Below are 16858 nucleotides of genomic sequence, written 5' to 3'. Positions count from 1 at the left end.
CATTCTTAACCTACTTCCAGCGGAATCAGTTGTGTATGTCTGTTAATGGGGACGTTCACACTTTTCTTGAGGACACGGGGGAGTATACGATTCGTTGGTACGAACCGCGAGACAGGGCGGCATTCATCGACCTTTACCAGCTCGCGTTCGCCAGCCGGGGCGAAGAGTGGTTCACGTGGAAATACGAACAAAACCCCTACGCAGAGCGCGTCCCCATCATCGTCGCGGAGAAAGACGGCGAGATTGGCGCGGTTCGACCGTTCATTCCGCTCTCGCTCCGGGTGGCGGACACGGCCGTCCCCGTGATCCAACTTGCTGACCTCGTGGTCCATCCCGACCACCGCCGACAGGGACTGATGACGACGCTCTCGCGCTGGCTGAAAACCACGTGTTGGGACGACTATGCCTCGACGTTCACCTACGCCACGCAAGCAGCGCGCGACGGGGTTCTCAAGATGCAAAACGAGCGATGGACCGACCACGACCTCGGAACGTTCGTCAAATACGAACGCTTGAACAACGTCGCTGCGTTCGTTGGAAACGACCACTCGCTCTCGGTTCGCCTCGGTGCAACCCTTGCCACGCCTGCCTACCGGCTCAAACACCGTCTTGGCGACCGTCTCGTCAGCACCGACCCGAGGATTCGCGTCGTTCGCCACGAGTCAGTTCCGGTCTCGTTGCTCGCGAGCCTCTACGAGACTGGCGTACCAGAAACCGCGCACGTCCTGCGCGACGAAGCGTTCTACAACTGGCGGTTTGCCGAACCAGGCCGGGAGTTCGTGACCTACGTCGCCATGCGCGATGCGCTGCCGGTCGCTGCCATCGTCGTCGGTACCGACCACATCACCGGGTCACCATCGACCGCACAGCTCGTCGAAGTGTTGCCGCTCACCGGCGGCGACGCGCTCGACCCAGTGTTCTCTGCGCTCCTCTCACACATCACGCGCGACTATGCCGCGGTTGACCACCTCTGTGCGACGGGTGGGGCACTTTCCAAAGCCGTGTTCTCAGCCCACGGTTTCACGGCAACCGACTCGTTCCCGCTCTCGAAGCTCGTCGCACCTGCCTACCTCCTCGTGTGCCCTCTCGGTGGGTCAGCGGACAGCTCCGCGGTTACCGAAGGCTTGACACGTGAAAGCGGCTGGAACACAACCTACTGCGACCGACTGTTGGGCTGACTGCCGTGTGGCGCTCGACACCGTGAAATCACGCCGGTTATCCAACCAATAACCCCTACTCCGCCATGGACTGCTCGGCCATTTTGATAGTTCCATACCAACCTCGTCGCTTGGTTTTGCGAAACTCACAGCAGGCACGAGGATGTTAGTGTTTGGCTTCGCGATGAAACTCATGTATATGTGATTACTACTTAAGCAATATTACACTGTATATGCGGGTGTAATGGGACACAAAGTTCTCGTCCTTGATGGACAAGGGCCGAATTCACTGGCGTTGTGTCGGACGCTTGGGGAGAAGGGGGTTTCAGTGGTTTCGGGTGGCTACACAAAATACCTGCCCGGCATGCTTTCTAAGTACACTGAGGGGTCGTACATTTATCCAGACGTTTCAGCAGACCAAACTGCATTTGTTGACCATCTGTACGACCATTTAGCCACGAATGACTACGCGGCTGTGTTCCCCGTAACGGACGTGATGACCACGGTTCTGTCGCGACACAAGGAGCGACTCGAATCGACGGGGACGAAAGTCGGCGCTGAGGACTGGGAAACCCACCTCAACGCGAACGACAAAAAGCGGTTGTTCGAGCTGGCAGAAGGGCTCCCAATCCCGAGCCCGAAGACGTTCTCGCCCCAGTCGCTCGAAGAGGTGGCGAAAATAGACGACGAACGCGACTACACGGTCGTTATCAAACCCCGCCGGACGACGTTCACCACCGACAGCGGCCAGTCTACGACCAATCGGATGTCGGGGGTCAACTACGTCGGCCCCGACGAAGACCTCGTCGAACGCTTCGAGGAGATTATCGGCAAGTGGTCGGGACGCCAGTTCGAGTACCCACTTGTCCAAGAGTTCGTAGACGGTGTGGAGACGATGGCGACGGTCGGCCTCGCGCACGAAGGCAAGTTGGTGACGTTCTTCCAGCACAAGAAATATCGCGTCTATCCGCCCTCTGGCGGTATCGGCGCGGTCAGACAGGGGACGTGGGAGCCACGGATGAAAGTCTACGCAGACGAAATCGTCCGGGCGCTCGACTGGAACGGGCCAGTACACGTCGAGTTCATGAAGATGCCCGACGGCGACTTCTACCTGCTTGAGGTCAACGGCCGCTACTGGGGGTCGCTCGCGCTCACGATAAACAGCGGTGTTGACGTGCCATGGCTCCATTACAAGCAGTTGACCGGCCAGTTCCCCTTCGAGCCCCCCTCCATCGAACAACCCATCATGGCAACGAGCGGCGGCGTCAATGTCGCCAACTGGCAGACGCTTCCGGAGCCAGACTACCGAACTGACGTCAAACAGCGAAAGCTGTTTTACACGGACATCATGTGGCTGCGAGAGCAACTCTCGCGCAACCAATATCAAGCACTCATCCCGTTCACTACGTCGTTTTTCACGACGCGCGATGTGTTCCTCAACCTCGATGACCCGCTGCCCTTCTTCGGGCTCATCCCGCGCTCGCTTAAAGTGCGGTCGAACCGGAAGAAAGGTATCTCCGTCTACGACCGATGAGCCGGGTCTGGCAGTTCGTCGAGGCCGCGGGTCTCGCCCCGCTCGCCCGAAAAAGCTACCTGCTGGTGCGGGCTGCCCCGAAGGGGTGGCGCCATCGCGGTCAGGTTGGCGACGTCACCGCCGAGTTTGCGACCACATCGCTGCTCGAATACCAGCGGGTGACGACGCTGTTTGGTGAAGAAGAAATTCTCTCGGCACTCCTTGCCGAACTCGACGGCGACGAAGTCGTCTGGGACGTTGGGGCAAACGTTGGCATCTACGCCTGTTTCATCGCGAACAAACTCACCTCCGGCGTCGTCGTCGGCTTCGAACCGGAGCCAGTGAACGAAGCCCGACTGCGCGCCAACCTCGAAGCAAACGCCCCCGCAGAGCGATGGCAAACCACGTCGGTTGCGCTCTCAGACGAAGACGGGCCCGGACGGCTGGCGTCCGCAGACGACCGTGCGAAGGGCACAGAGGCGGGGGCTGGCCACCACTATCTCGCTCCCGACGGCTGGCTGTCAGTCGAGTGTCGCCGCGGCGAGACGGCCATCGCCGAGGGGATTCCAGCACCCACCGTCTTGAAAATCGACGTCCAAGGCGCGGAGTTGAAAGTGCTCGAAGGAATGGGCGCGGCGCTCGCAGACGTTTCCCTCATCTACGCAGAACTCCACACCGAAAAGTGCCCACAACGCTACGGGACGACGGTCGAGGAGGTCGAACAGTTCCTCACGGACGCCGGATTCACCCTCACGAACCTTGGAACGCCCGCGGGGAGTCGAGAGGGCGTTTACTACGTGCGGGCGGGTCGCCACTCGTGAATGTCGGCTGACAAAACGAACGACGGAGTGCCCGTCGTGTCTGTCCGGTACCCGATTCTCGACACGCGGGTTACTGCGGTCGATTAAGCTCTTCTTTCCCATTCAACCCCTCATTCGTTAGGAAATTCATTCTTATTCCGGTTCCAACAGAACGTTCCCCTATATGTCCGTCCCACGTACGGCATCGAGTCTCGACTCCACGAGCGGCGATTATTCAATTAGATGGTACGAAGACACAGACCGGGAGGCGTTTCTCGACCTGTATGACCTCGCGTTCAGCGGCTGTACGCCAGAGTGGTTCGCGTGGAAGTACAAACAGCTTCCATACGTCGATTTCGTTCCCATCATCGTTGCGGAGAAAGACGGCGAGATAGGTGGCTTTCGGCCGGTGTTACCCCTCCCGATTCAGGTCGGCGACCAGACCGTCATGGCGCTCCAGCTCATCGACCTGATGGTCCACCCAGACCACCGCCGCCAAGGGCTGATGACGAAGATGTACGAGTGGATGCGAGACGAGTGTTGGGACGACTACGCCGCGACGTTTACCTACGCGAACGAGCCCTCTCGCCGGGGCATGATGAAGATGAACGACGAGCGGTGGACCCACCACAACCTCGGCCAGTTCGACAAGTACGAGCGGATTCACGATTTCACGGCGTTTACGACCGACGACCATCCGCCAGCCCTCCAGTTCGGTGCGAAGGTGGCAAACCCAGTTGGCATGCTCAAAAACCGGGTACAGGACATGCTCAAGCTCACGGACAAGGACATCATCGTCACGCGCCACGACTCGGTTCGGACGGACATCCTCCTCGAAATCTGTGCGACGGTTCACACAGACCAGCCACACATCTGCCGCGATGCAACGTTCTACAACTGGCGGTTTGCAGAGCCGGATACAGAGTTCGTCATGTACTCTGCGAGTCGCAATGGCGTGCGAGAGGCGGCCATCGTCGTTGGCTTCAAACCGACCACTGCTGGACCAACAACCGCACACCTAACTGAAATCCTGCCGCTCGCAGGCGGCTTCGAACTCGGAGCGGCGTTCTCGTGTCTTCTCTCGCGGCTCACCTCGGAGTTCGACTTCGTCGACCACATCAGCGCAACGGGGAACGTCATCCCCCACCGCATCCTCGCAGCCCACGGCTTCGCCCGTTGGAACTCCTACCCGCTTTCGAAGTTCGTCGAAGCGTCGTCGTTCCTCGTCTGCCCGCTCGGCGGGCTTGACCCCACACGGCCGGGCATCGAGGCGGCGCTCGTGAACCCACTCGGCTGGAACATGTCGTATTGCGAACGGCTGTTCGGCTGAGCGCCTGTTTTGCTCGACACCGCCTTCTTCGACCGTTTGGCGGCCGGTAACGGCTGAAACAATCCTGACTGTCGCTGGTAGCCGACGAATAACGAAATGTGGAATCGGAGTGTATCTAGCCATACAGTGCCCACACCAGCTGTCGCGTGCGACCGATGGTCCCGCGAGAAACCGGTGTCAGCTGTCAGAATATGTCTGCAAAGAATGATAACCTCTTAGCGCTCCTCGCGAGTTCGGCGCTCATCTTCCTCGGAGTCGGACTCTCTTCGATATCCCGATTCGCAGAGCGCATCGTCATCGCCCGAACGTTCACACCTGCCGTCTACGGCGAGGTGACCCTCGGGCTCGCAATCCTCTCGGTTGGGCTGACCATCTCGCTTATCGGCCTCAACCACGGGATGCCACGGTTCGTCTCGCGCTACGACGACCCCAAGGAAATTAGGGGCGTGTGGCTCGTTGGCTTGCTCGCGTCGATGGTGACGAGCGTGCTCATGGCAGTGGCGCTCATTTTGAACATGGACCTCCTCACGACGTACCTGTTCGACGACGCCGTCTCAACAGACCTTCTCACCATCTTTATCCTCCTCATCCCGGTGAACGTCGGCGTCAACATCGGGGTTGGCTTCCTCCGAGGCATGGAGAACACGAAGTACAAATTCTACGCAGAAGACCTCATCCGCCCCGGTGTCCGGCTACTCTTACTCATCGGGATTCTCGCTGCTGGCTTCTCCATCATCGCCGTTGGCTACGCCTACGCCATCGCCTCGGTGCTTGGGCTGTTCGTCGTCCACTACTTCGCAAACCGGCTCGTCCCGCTGTTCGGCCCGGTGAAAACCCACACCCGCGAAATCGTCGCCTACTCGATTCCGCTCACGCTTGCGATGTTCCTGACCGTGTTGCTCACGCAGATGGACACGCTCATGGTCGGCTTCTTCCGCAGCTCTGCGGAGGTTGGGCTCTACAACGCCGCTTACCCGCTTGCGAGCAGCCTCATGCTGTTCGTCTCCGCGTTTGGCTACCTCTACTTGCCAATCGTCTCGCGGCTCGACTCTGAGGGCAATTACGAGGACATCTCCTCGATCTACCGGGTGACGACCAAGTGGGGCTTTATCGCCTCCTTCCCGGCGTTCGCTGCCGTGTTCATCTTCTCAAGTGAGCTGCTCACGATGTTCTTCTCGCCCGAATACGCCCCTGCAGGCCTCGCGCTCACCATCCTCTCGCTTGGCTTCCTCACGGACGCCGCGATGGGCCACAACCGTACGACGCTCGCCGCACTCGGCTACACGACCCACATGCTGTTCGCGGACATCATCACGCTCACGCTCAACTTGCTGTTGAACGTCTACCTGATTCCGCGCTACGGCTTCGTGGGCGCAGCAGTCGCCACCACGGCCGCCTACGTCGCCCGCAACACCGTCGTCTCCATCATTTTACACGTGAAATTCGGCATCACGCCGTTCTCGCGTATCACCGTCACTACCTATCTCGTGGTGCCGCTCGTCCTCGGACCGATTGCCTACCTGCTCTCGACGGTGATGACGCTCACGCCGCTCACGTTCGTCGCCTTCGTCATCGGCATCGGCCTCGCAGAACTCGTCGTCATCACGCTCGCTGGCTGCCTCCAGCCCGAGGACGCCGTGTTCTTAGAATTCATCGAGAAGTCGATTGGGAAGGAACTCACCTTCCTCAGAAACTACTTGCCAGCGTCCGTAGAAGAGTAGCGTCTCAGCGCCGCAACACGGAACCATAGACCGCCTCGAAAAACGAGTCTCCACGCGTCATCTCGGGGGAGAAGTGGTCACGTTCTTGACGTTGAGCCCAGTCGATTCCTCGACGAGGATTGGAGTTCGCGTCACCGAAATCGTCGCGTCGTGAATAATCGCATTATTCGAACGAAGCAATTGGACACCGTCTCTGTTGGCACCGGACTGGACGATACTGAGGTTCTCGAAGACGCAATTATCTCGGTCGACAATCCGAATCGCGGCATCGTTTTGTGCCGACCCGAAAATCTTGACGTTCTCGCACAGAATACGTGCTGTTTCATCCGGCGTTTCGAGCGTTTTTGCGTTGATTCCGAGAACGTTATCCGCTGTCGTGAGGATGTCCGTATTCCGTATGATTGCTGATTTCATCAGCGGTTCGATGACAATGGCGCCCTCGCTGTAGGTAACGTCAATCATCTCGATGGTACAGTCTTCGACCAGCACGGAATCACCATCACGGAGTCGAATCCCCCGCATATTCCGAAACCCTTCAGGGGCGCGATCACAGCGAACATGGACGCCACGAACGACGGCGGGGCTACTAACGCGAACGTTGGCAATGCCGTTGTTGAAATAGGATCCCCCAATCACGTTTATTGGCCCAACCGAACCGGAGGCATAGAGTCCGTTTCCCGGGAACCCAGCGATGTGGCAGTCGGTAATCGTCAACTCACCACGGTTTTCTGGACTGATAAGAAGCCCTGTTGGATTGGGCTCTTTTCCACCATCGGGAACTCGCAAGCGCTCTATGACACCTGCTCCCGTTTCAGTGGTCACATCGAAGCGAACCGTTCCGGATAATCCCATTACGATTACGTCACGAACGACGAGACCGTCCGTGACCGCGACCTGAATCGGTCGCGGTGCAGTAGCTTTCGCACGAAAGTCGAAATGTATATTTTCAAACAAAAAACCGGTTCCCGATGCATCCTCTACCGACCCGATATTGAACAAGTACCTGTTGTACCCTTTGGGGGGAACGATCGTCGCCGGCTCGCCAACGATACCGAAATTCGAGAACGCTGGGAACGCCCATAAGTCATCCATCAGATATCTTCCACTCGGGAAGTACAACACAGTGTCATCGCCTGCATACTCCTTGAGGAGCGGTAGAATCGAGGTTTGTCCAGATGGGTCTGCACCGGCATCTGAAACCATATTGATGACCGTCTCGAACTGGTCGTTCGTATACGCCATTGCCCCATCAGGTGAAAGGGGCGCGTCTGATTGCTTTCCAGACGGAGTTGTCGTTTCGCCGCTATTGGTGTTAGAAAGAGAGCACCCGGCAAGTGCACCTGCCAGTGCTGCAGAGCCAAGCCGAAGCACATCGCGTCGACTCGGTCGATACCCCGCTCTCGAGGTCATAGCGTTACTAGCGTGAGTGCTCGTATTGTTATTGCGAAGCTAACCGAAAAGTGAAAGACTGCGGTCATTTAGGGCTCGGAAGCGTTACTCAATGTAGCCGAGCCCACGGAGACGATTCTCCACATCGGAGAAATCCTCATCTACGGTCGCAATGACCTCTCCTTTGGCGTACGCTTTTTCGCGTATTTCGGCCGTTGCGGGAATGGATTTGAGCGTGAAGATTTCACGGAGGACTCGTCCATCGGTATTATCGGGAATCGCTTCGCCGAGCCCGTGGAGGACGGTCGGTGCAACGTCGTAGACAGTTGCGTCGGTTGGCTGACTGCCGGCAGCGATGTCGGAACCCCACGCGAGGAAGATTCCTTCTGGTAGGTGGTTTCCTGCCATTGGTGTCGGCGTGAAGACCTCCTCTGAGAGTGCCGTTGCGATATCGTACCGCGGGAGTGGCTCGACGATGAGATCTGGTGCAGTCGGATCCGTGGGGTACTCCACTGTACCATCGGTCACTCGCAAGACATGTTCGCCAGTCTCAGGGTCGGTGAGCCCTTCGAACACCGACCTGAGCTGGCGCTTGACCGCCGGAATTTCTGTCGGATCGACGATTCCCTGTTCGAATCTCCGCGTGTCGTTTACATAGACGTGACCGAACGAGTAGACGAAGGCCGTCGTGTTCGCGTGGTCGACATCGAACAGGAAGTGTGCACCGGGGATTTGTTTTGCAACCTGCGCCGTCACCGATTGCGGGAGGTGATCGACGACCATCTCGTCGTCGATGCCAAGCCGGGATAGCACACCCATCACGCCGTCTTTGGTGATTCCAAGCTTCGAGAGTGTTCCACGGACACCCTTTTGCTTTCGCTGGGTGAGCAGCCCCTCGTTTGCGAGTACGCGATTGACTGCGACTTTCTTCTCGATGGGGCCAAAGCCGTGGTCGGAGACGATGTATAGCGTCGCATCGTGATCCTCGACGTACGCCATGACCTCACCGAGGATATCGTCTAAGTACCGGTAGTGTTCGAGGAGGATGTCCTCTTCCCAGATGATGTGTTGGAGGCGGTCTGGGGCCGTGTACACGAAGAAGAACAGCCGCCAGTCATCGTCTGCCATGAGCAGACGCATCAACTCTCTGCGATTCTGGACGAGAGCGTTCAAATCTGGCAGGAATTCATCTTTCGAGTTCAGATACTGGCTCCAATCGAGAGCGATTTGGTAATCTGGAATCCGGGTCGTAATCTCGTCGCTGAGAGACTGAGGGTAGGTGAACCCCTCACCAATCTGTGGCGTCATCATCCCGGCGACCATGGTTCCGTTGATTTCACGCGCCGGGTAGGTCATCGGCACATTCCCAACGATAGCCGGTGAGAGCATCTCCCAGAGTGCAGGCTGTTTCACGTCGTTGCCAGTGTACACCTGATGCGTGTAGTTTTCCGTGAGCCGGCGGAACCCGTAGATACCGTGTTTATCGGGTCTGACGCCCGTTGCAATCGAGGGCCACGCGAGTGGTGTCGTTGCTGGAACTGTGCTCGTGAGCGGACCTGCCGTCCCTTCTCGCATCACCGTTCCAAAGTGCTTGAGCTCCCCCGCTCCAACCCATTCTTCTAGCAAATCCCACGGTACCCCGTCTAGTCCGAGAACGAATGCTCTCGAGTTCAGTTCAGTATTTGTTTTCATGATGAGTGACTGCGTTGGGTTCTGACTCTGTTTGTGGAACATCGGAACCGCATTTTCGCGTGTTCTTGATTTTTATACCGTGGTGTGTCATATTGTTATGCAGAAGTTACGTTGTCACCGTCGAATTCTCGGTCACGTTAGGCGCTGTATTCGGGTGCAGTAGGTAGACGCGAACCTCTCCATTGGAGTGGACTTGGTCGATTCTCGAGGTCGTCTCAAGGGCAGTGAAACCGACCGCAGGATAGCGGAGGCCTTCGTAGAGTTCTAACTCTCGTTGCTCCGTCGAATCTGAGTAGATGATGTACCGATCAGACGAATAGTATGTCGTCAGATTGCCTACTGCGAATCCAGCGTTTGGCACTTCCGCTTTTGCTCCTGGAACGATTTCCTCTTCGTTGGTGAATGGAGAGCCGTAGATTGCGTGGACGTATCGCGATGGCCCGCTGTGAATGCCCGTAAACGGAATCGACGAATCTTGGTACTCAAAGGCAGTCTCGTAGCCGTTGAATGTTGCCTCGCTCACGTGCTGTGTGGGCTGATAGATGAACGGCGAAGAGAATATCGTCATCGTGCTGAGCGGTAACATCAACAGGAACGCGATGACGACGCCTGCTCGCAACACACGAGTACCCGTCGTCCGCTGTGAGAGCCAGTCGAAGCCCCACGAGAGCATGACTGCGCCGAGAATCGTGAGCAACACCATGACGAAACCGATGTAGCGGAAACGTTGGGTGGATCCCTGCAGAATCGAGAACAGCAGGAACATCCCGAACAGTGGCACCATCGAAATAGTGAGGTATTTGACAATCCCATCGCCGACGGGATACTCCCGCGCGAACTTTCGACCGAGGCTCAGTAGCATGACCATCCCAGAGAGAATCCCGAACGCGAGGCTGAGCAAGAACAGCTTGAAGAACAGTTCTGGGAGACTGCCACCAAGCTCGGTGAGCGTTGAGCCACGCTGCGCGATTGCACTCCCTGAGGACACGCCGTAGAGGATGGCGTTCGTTAACGTGTCGATTGTATTCGTCGTGCGGGGGTTTCGTGGCGCCCACAGCAAGAAGATGGTGATGAGGTAGATGGTGTGTCCAAAGAGCGCCCGGTGCTGACTGAGGGGGTGTTCACTGCGCAATTGACGGAATGCAAGCTGCATGAACGAAATCGACCCAAAGATGAGAATGACGTTCCCCGTCACTTGTGGGTGAATCAGTAAGATCGCAGTGAGAACCACTGCGAGCACGACCGCCGAGGACGTTATTGGAAGTCGCCAGACTCTGAATGGTTCTGCTGGTTTGGTGAGATAGCGGAACGTCGCGTAGAGCACCAATGGCAGGAAGAAAATCCCTTCCGTGCTGGGGTGGGCCATCAGGTGGACACTGATGTTGTTTATCGGCAAAACGAGCAGTCCTGATAACAGCCCGAAAAGCAATGCATACTTGGTTTTCGCAATGAGCCGGACCGTGAGTCCGACGAACGTCACGTACACGAGGAGGTAAGAGAGGACGAGGAACTGCGTTGCCCGCTCTAGCGACATCCCGGTCACGCGCTCGATGAACACCGTGGAAGTGTGAATTCCCGGATAAAGGAAGTTTAGCGGGTTGAGAACGCCATTTGCGATATCTTTCATCCAGCCGAGGTGTGTGAGCGAGTCTCCTGCACCGAGAAAGAAATAGCCACGTATGATAGGGAGTGCAGCAACCGCGAGGATGGATCCGACGACGAGTGCAATTGCGAGGTTTCGTAAGCCATTTTCGGGCGCTACAAACCATGCAACGAGCAGCCCGAGGACGACTGCAGTAGCGATGCCAGCCCAGAATTGATCAGGTGTTGCGGCGTAAATCGAGAGTTCGTAGGCTGTTGCAGGTGCGTTGTAGGCTGCAACGACCGCAACCCAGAACGCGATAAATCCCACAGCCAGGGCGAGTTTACTGGCGCGCACCTGAGTCGAAGACGCCTCTATCGTTCCTCGTATTCGCAACGTTCGAGTGATAACGCTCATAGCTGGTTGTCTTGGTTTTGATTATCTCCCTTCGCGTTTTGTTATGGGTCTCTTACCAGCATCATCCGAGCGCGAGTCTGCGCTGAATTGCGGATCGGATACCGCTCAGCCGCCTAAATTCAATCCGATCTCTGGGAACTGACCGTATAACAATAGGCGTGTGTGTCGCAGAATATACACGTGTAATGACGTTCGTGACTCATCAACCTCGGACGCTCCCCGAGCGTGCCGACGGCAACTCGACCGACCCGACGTTCTGGCTCTGTCTCACCCACGACGTAGACCGGCCCTACAAAGGCTACCAGTCGCTCTACTACGCACTCAAAAACCGTGACCCGTATCACCTGAAGACCCTGTTGCCGGGGAACAACCCCTACTGGCAGTTCGAGACCATCATGGAACTCGAAGCCGACCTTGGGGTGCGCTCTGCGTTCTACTTCCTCAACGAAAAACGCCTGTTCGGTGACAAACACCCGCGTGAGTGGCTCAGACCGAAAAGCTGGCAGCTCTACGCCGGGCGCTACGCGATTACCGACCCGGCCATCGTGGACGTCATCCACCGCTTAGACGACGGCGGCTGGGAGGTCGGGATTCACGGCTCCTACGACTCGCCGACCGACCTCGCGCGGCTCACCTACGAGAAAGAGACGCTCGAAGCCATCCTCGGCCACGAGATCACGGGCGGCCGCCAGCACTACCTGAATCTCGAACTTCCAACGACGTGGGAGTACCACGCCGCCCTCGGCCTCAAATACGACGCTTCGCTCGGGTCGAGCAGCGAGTACGGCTTCCAGCACGGCTACCACATCGTCCGCCCGTTCGACGACGATTTCGTGGTGTTCCCGCTTACGTTCATGGAGAACGCCATTCCTGACCCCGGCGTGGACTTCGAATACGCGTGGAGCGAGTGCAAAGCCGTGCTTGACGAAGCCGCAGCAAACAAGGCTGTGATGACGATTCTGTGGCACCCGATGAAGTTTGCAGCCCGCGATTTCCCCGGGCAAGGTGAACTCTACAAACGCATCATCGAGTACGCACAGGAACTCGGCGCGTGGATTGGCCCGCCACGCGACCTGTATGAACAGATAGAAACGTTGCCTGACGCGAGCCGTGCGGTCACGTCCTCCTGATTTTCCGTCGTTATCGCTTCGCCAGTGCGAGTTCGTACACGTCGTGGATACGTTCACCCATTCGGTCTGCGCTCATCTCCCGAAGCACCTTCTCGCGGGCGTTTGGTTCTTGCTTCGATTCGAGCACCGAGAGCAAGCCGTCTACGAGTTCTTCGTCGGTTTCACCCACCGCGGATGGCGAGACGCCGCGAAGCTGGTCGCGCACGTCACCAACCGCCGCGGAGACGACGGGCGTGTTACACGAGAGCGCCTCTTTGGTCGCGTTTGGCGACCCCTCTCTGTGTGAGGTGAGCAACAGCACGTCTGCGGCGTTCATATAGAGGGGCATCTGCTCGTGGGGCACCCGAAACACCGTCTGGAGGTTGAGCGTGCCGTCGAACTGGTCGCGGACGGCGTCCACCACGCGCTCTGCGCGCGGGTAGTTTTTCACGCCTTTCGAGGCCGCGTACGGGAACAGCACGTACGTCTCGTCTTGGTTCCAGCCGAGTTCGGCGCGTGCGGCGGCTTTGTCCATGGGTTTGAACCGCTCTGTGTCAACGCCGTGGGGGATGATGTGGCAGTCCTGGTCGAGCAGTTCAGCCATCTCTTCAGACATGACGATGACCTCGTCTGCGCGCCGGGCACAGAACTTGCTCATCGGGCCGAATCGCCCCATCAGGTCGGACCCCCACAGCGAGAGGACCACGGGAAGGTTCGGTTGGAACACCGCCGCAGGCGCAATCAGCCCAGAGTTCGCGTGGATGAGGTCGTACTCGCCGAACGACTCCTTGGTCGCGGTTCCGAAAAATCGGATGTAGTCGGTGACCGGTCGGTTTTCGGTCTTCTCGTTCGTCTTTGGGCGCTTTGCGGAGACGGCGAGGTTCGTACACGAGACACCGAGGTCTTCGAGCGAGCGGACCTGTTGTCTGAAGAACGTCGATTCGCGGCTCGTCACCAGATTCAGTACCCGGAGCTGTTCGTCGTCCTGTACGGCGTCGTCTTCTGGCATGAGCAGTTGTTGTGTCATAGCTGCGCCTCCGGTGTAGACTGCGTGGCGTCTGCGGGTGCGGGGCGCGCGGCGTTTCCCGCCTCCCAGATGATGTCTACGAGTTGTGTCGTCACGTCGCCCTTCTCTGCGAGGAGGCGTTCGCGTTTTGCGTGCCACTCGGCTTCGGTCGCGGGCGATTCGACCAGCGCTTTTGCCTTTTCGAGTGCCGCTTGTTCGTCTGCGTACGCGAACATCAAACCGTACTCGTGTTCGAGTTCATAGAAGATGCTCTCTGTGTCGTGGCTCACCATTGAACTTGCGCGAATGGCGGGCGTCCCGAGGATGGCGGCCTCAGAGGACATCGTGCCCGAGTCGCCCACATAGAGGTCTGCGAACGCGAGCAGGTGGTGGACGAGGTGTGACGGAAGCGGGAGTGCGTACTCTGCGAACTCGTCGGGGAGGTCCCCCTCGCTCGTGATGTAGACGTTGCCGTGGGCGGCGAGATACTCGACGAGTTCGCGTTTTCCCGCAGGTGAGATGCCGTTAAAGCCCACGTCGTGGAAGGCGTCCCAGCCCGCAAATCGGAGGACGAAGTAGGTATCGTCCGCTGCCACGCCGTAGCGTTCGAGCACGCTTGGGTCGGGCGTGAAGTAGTTCGGGTGGAGGTACGCAAGCTCTTGGAAGTCCATCAGGTGGTGGTCGATGCGGTCGGTCGGCGGCTCGATGCTCGGTGGCGTGCAGTAGACGTCGATGAACGGATGTGTCAACACTGAGTACGCACGGTCGATTGCCGCGGACTTGATCTCCGTGTCCATGACGATGACGTTCCGCGCACCGAGGAGTTTCGAGACGTGGACGAGCGGCGGATTGAGTCGGCCAACGACCACGTCTGGCTTGAACTTGCGGGCGACGTTCAGCATCCGAGCTTCGCGGATGGCCCACTCTGCGAACAGCCCAAGCGTGCCGGGTCGTCGCCCTGAGAGCGGGACGTGGTCGATGCCGTAGGCGTCTAACAACTCGGTGGTCATCTCTTTGTGCCGCGAGGTGACGAGCACTTCCACGCCGTCCGCTTCGAGTTCCCAGATGGCGTGTTTGAACAGGTGGACGTGCGCTGGGTGGTTCACGTCGAAAAGGACTTTCATCGTGCTCCCCACACTGGATGACGAGGCTGGCTCCAGTGGTTGTGTATACAGTTCATTTGTCGTTCAGACGCAGCCCTCGCCTTTTGTTATTGATTCCCTGCGACGGTCACGTCTGGGCTAACACTGCTCAACGAGTGGTGCTCTTCGTTGTGTTTGAACCGGTTTCGTCGTAAAATACTTCGCGTAACTCAGTCGTCTGCTGGTGAACCCGTCACTGAGGGTTTCGTGACAGTTCGCATCTCGGAAACAATGGTGGTTAGCGTGAGTAGGAAGTTCAGCTCTATTAGTCGGTAGGCACCGGGATTAGCTGTAACCGCTCCAATCGCATCGGTGTCGAGCGGGTCGAGGTTGGCCGTCGAACGCTGCGCGTCTATCTTCGCTGTAACTGCGCTGTTCGCGATCGCATTGTCTTTCATCTGTTTGACGACCGTGTGACGGAGCGATGGGTACCGCGAGAGGACGTCGAACACGAATCGCTTTGCCCGATATTCAAGTGACGTAATCGGTGCGCCGAAGTTCGGATATTCGATGTCGATGAGTTCGGGCGCGAACTCCCCGAGGAAGGCCTTGTAGAGCGCTTGTCCCTGTTTTTGTTCGTCTGGACAGTTCATCGCGTACTCGAACACGGGCAGTGCGTAGAACGGCGAAACGCTCCAGAAGAAGTACCGATTTCGGTCTTCACCGTGGTTGAGGAAATTGATGCCTCGCTCCCGAATGAGGAAATGGACGTATTTCTGCGCGAACTGTTGTTCTGGGTAGCTAGCAAGCCGGTCTTCGACGCTTTCGACGATCGACGCCGGCGTGACATTGGCAATAGCAGCGGCCTCATCGAGTGGGATGCGACTGTTCGCTTCGATGATGTACTCGACGAGGGCTTCCGTAGAGGAAAGTGATTTGACGGGTGTGAGATCAACTAACACCTTGTCCCCCCCATCGCCGGTGAGGTATGTTGCCTGCGGGAAGTCTTCGCGGAGTTGGTCAAAGAAGCTGAGGATGAACGCCATTCCGAGGTAGTTCATGCCCTGTTTCATGTCAAGCAGCCTGTCTCGCGCGTCGTCGGTCGTCTGCGTCTTGTAGCTGTGCCAATCCACGCCGAGGCTGTCTGTAATCATTCTCGCTACACGGGCGTCGTCGCTTTCGGTATCGCTACCGGTGTCGAACGTGGCCGTGGTGAACGGCGTCCGTGTGGCGATGCAGGCACCCGCCACCGCCCGTGAGTCGAGACCACCACTGAGCGAGAGGACGGTCGTTGCGTCGGGTCGATGGCGATTTCTCACAGCCGTTTTGAACAGCGACGCGAGCGTAGCACCATTTTCTTCGACTGTCTTGTCTGCGTGGTTTCGCCCGTCGAAATTGTGCTGGTAGGTGCGGTCTAGATGGAAGCTGTCGGCTATCGAGAGGTGACTTCCCGGAGGCAGACAGCGGACGCCAGCGAAGAGCGTCTGGTCGCCAAGGCAGTACCCAAAGGCAAGTTGCTGGGCTGCACCAAGCTGGTTCAGCACGAGAGGCGTCCCAGACTCGGCGGCAAACGTCCGGACAAACTTCAATTCGCGGGAGACGACGAGTGCGTCGCCGACTGTCGCGTAAAAGACTGGGAGACGCGCGAATACATCATTGATAACGTGAATCTCTTCGCGGGTTTTGTCGTAGACGATGATGAGAAAATCGCCGTCGATCTCGCGCACCCACTCTGAAAGTTCTTCGTGTCGATTATTTGTAGCGAGGCGTCCTACGTATGAGAGCACGGACTCGATATCTGCTTGCCCATAGAGATCCCCTTCAAGAACGACACTCTCAGAGTCGGTTTCGACACGCGTAAGGGGATAGTCTGCAAAGCCAGAATAACCAATGGCCGTCTCCTCGTTCATCCACTCAATCCGTACGTCGTAGTCCTCGAAGAAGCGAACAGAGTCTACTGCTGACTCCATGGCGTCTTCGTTCGTACTTCCGAGAACCAAACTGATCCCAGGCATTCTACTCTCATTTGTGCAAACATTGACTTTGTAATAGGCCGCATA

General features: G+C 57.7%; 12 protein-coding genes. 6 read left to right on the top strand and 6 right to left on the bottom strand.

All coding sequences use genetic code 11. The annotated features are described in order from the left end of the window. Window positions 1-35 precede the first annotated feature (35 nt). The 5 genes from V5N47_RS05430 (at window position 36) to V5N47_RS05410 (ending at window position 6521) form a co-directional block, all read left to right on the top strand. Entirely contained in the window at window positions 36-1178 is a 1143-nt protein-coding gene (locus V5N47_RS05430; protein WP_338729844.1) for a GNAT family N-acetyltransferase, read from the top strand. 223 nt (window positions 1179-1401) lie between these two features. Then, window positions 1402-2691: an ATP-grasp domain-containing protein gene (locus V5N47_RS05425; protein WP_338729843.1), complete on the top strand. Its 1290-nt coding sequence runs from the start codon at window positions 1402-1404 to the stop codon at window positions 2689-2691. Continuing rightward, window positions 2688-3491, top strand: coding sequence for an FkbM family methyltransferase (locus V5N47_RS05420; protein WP_338729842.1), 804 nt, complete (start codon window positions 2688-2690; stop codon window positions 3489-3491). Before V5N47_RS05425 ends, V5N47_RS05420 begins: the two co-directional genes overlap by 4 nt. A 163-nt stretch (window positions 3492-3654) precedes the next feature. Continuing rightward, complete coding sequence (locus V5N47_RS05415; protein ID WP_338729841.1) at window positions 3655-4800, top strand: GNAT family N-acetyltransferase; 1146 nt, start codon at window positions 3655-3657, stop codon at window positions 4798-4800. Window positions 4801-4991: 191 nt separating this feature from the next. Continuing rightward, on the top strand, window positions 4992-6521 hold the full coding sequence (locus tag V5N47_RS05410; RefSeq protein WP_338729840.1) for a flippase: 1530 nt from the start codon (window positions 4992-4994) through the stop codon (window positions 6519-6521). Between the two features lie 57 nt (window positions 6522-6578). On the opposite strand, the gene V5N47_RS05405 is transcribed toward V5N47_RS05410, so the two are convergent. The 3 genes from V5N47_RS05405 to V5N47_RS05395 form a co-directional block, all read right to left on the bottom strand. Beyond that, window positions 6579-7892 carry a hypothetical protein gene (locus V5N47_RS05405; RefSeq protein WP_338729839.1) on the bottom strand — a complete coding sequence of 438 codons (1314 nt, stop codon included), beginning with the start codon at window positions 7890-7892 and terminating at the stop codon, window positions 6579-6581. Window positions 7893-8015: 123 nt separating this feature from the next. After that, entirely contained in the window at window positions 8016-9602 is a 1587-nt protein-coding gene (locus V5N47_RS05400) for an alkaline phosphatase family protein (RefSeq protein ID WP_338729838.1), read from the bottom strand. A 106-nt stretch (window positions 9603-9708) separates the two neighbouring features. Then, window positions 9709-11601: a hypothetical protein gene (locus V5N47_RS05395; RefSeq protein WP_338729837.1), complete on the bottom strand. Its 1893-nt coding sequence runs from the start codon at window positions 11599-11601 to the stop codon at window positions 9709-9711. A 194-nt stretch (window positions 11602-11795) separates the two neighbouring features. Between V5N47_RS05395 and V5N47_RS05390 the strand changes: the two genes are divergently transcribed. Then, window positions 11796-12731 carry a polysaccharide deacetylase family protein gene (locus V5N47_RS05390; RefSeq protein WP_338729836.1) on the top strand — a complete coding sequence of 312 codons (936 nt, stop codon included), beginning with the start codon at window positions 11796-11798 and terminating at the stop codon, window positions 12729-12731. A 10-nt stretch (window positions 12732-12741) separates the two neighbouring features. On the opposite strand, the gene V5N47_RS05385 is transcribed toward V5N47_RS05390, so the two are convergent. The 3 genes from V5N47_RS05385 to V5N47_RS05375 form a co-directional block, all read right to left on the bottom strand. Then, a complete protein-coding gene (locus V5N47_RS05385) occupies window positions 12742-13737 on the bottom strand; it encodes a glycosyltransferase (protein WP_338729835.1) in 996 nt (331 codons plus the stop codon). Then, the gene (locus tag V5N47_RS05380) at window positions 13734-14840 is read right to left on the bottom strand and encodes a DUF354 domain-containing protein (protein ID WP_338729834.1); all 1107 of its coding nucleotides are present in this window, start codon (window positions 14838-14840) and stop codon (window positions 13734-13736) included. The genes V5N47_RS05385 and V5N47_RS05380 overlap by 4 nt, the downstream gene beginning before the upstream one ends. 188 nt (window positions 14841-15028) lie before the next feature. Beyond that, on the bottom strand, window positions 15029-16768 hold the full coding sequence (locus tag V5N47_RS05375; RefSeq protein WP_338729833.1) for an asparagine synthase-related protein: 1740 nt from the start codon (window positions 16766-16768) through the stop codon (window positions 15029-15031). Window positions 16769-16858 lie beyond the last annotated feature (90 nt).

Source organism: Haladaptatus sp. DJG-WS-42 (genome assembly GCF_037198285.1).
GTDB lineage: Archaea > Halobacteriota > Halobacteria > Halobacteriales > Halococcaceae > QDMS2.
Note: the sequence above shows the minus strand (reverse complement) of the source record. Positions and strands in the feature narration are given on the sequence as shown.

Bases quoted from the DNA above. Each gene is read 5' to 3' on its own strand.
- V5N47_RS05395 (WP_338729837.1), bottom strand. From the start codon at position 11,601: ATGAGCGTTATCACTCGAACGTTGCGAATACGAGGAACGATAGAGGCG.
- V5N47_RS05375 (WP_338729833.1), bottom strand. From the start codon at position 16,768: ATGGAGTCAGCAGTAGACTCTGTTCGCTTCTTCGAGGACTACGACGTA.
- V5N47_RS05385 (WP_338729835.1), bottom strand. From the start codon at position 13,737: ATGACACAACAACTGCTCATGCCAGAAGACGACGCCGTACAGGACGAC.
- V5N47_RS05380 (WP_338729834.1), bottom strand. From the start codon at position 14,840: ATGAAAGTCCTTTTCGACGTGAACCACCCAGCGCACGTCCACCTGTTC.
- V5N47_RS05410 (WP_338729840.1), top strand. From the start codon at position 4,992: ATGTCTGCAAAGAATGATAACCTCTTAGCGCTCCTCGCGAGTTCGGCG.
- V5N47_RS05415 (WP_338729841.1), top strand. From the start codon at position 3,655: ATGTCCGTCCCACGTACGGCATCGAGTCTCGACTCCACGAGCGGCGAT.
- V5N47_RS05430 (WP_338729844.1), top strand. From the start codon at position 36: ATGTCTGTTAATGGGGACGTTCACACTTTTCTTGAGGACACGGGGGAG.
- V5N47_RS05425 (WP_338729843.1), top strand. From the start codon at position 1,402: ATGGGACACAAAGTTCTCGTCCTTGATGGACAAGGGCCGAATTCACTG.
- V5N47_RS05420 (WP_338729842.1), top strand. From the start codon at position 2,688: ATGAGCCGGGTCTGGCAGTTCGTCGAGGCCGCGGGTCTCGCCCCGCTC.
- V5N47_RS05400 (WP_338729838.1), bottom strand. From the start codon at position 9,602: ATGAAAACAAATACTGAACTGAACTCGAGAGCATTCGTTCTCGGACTA.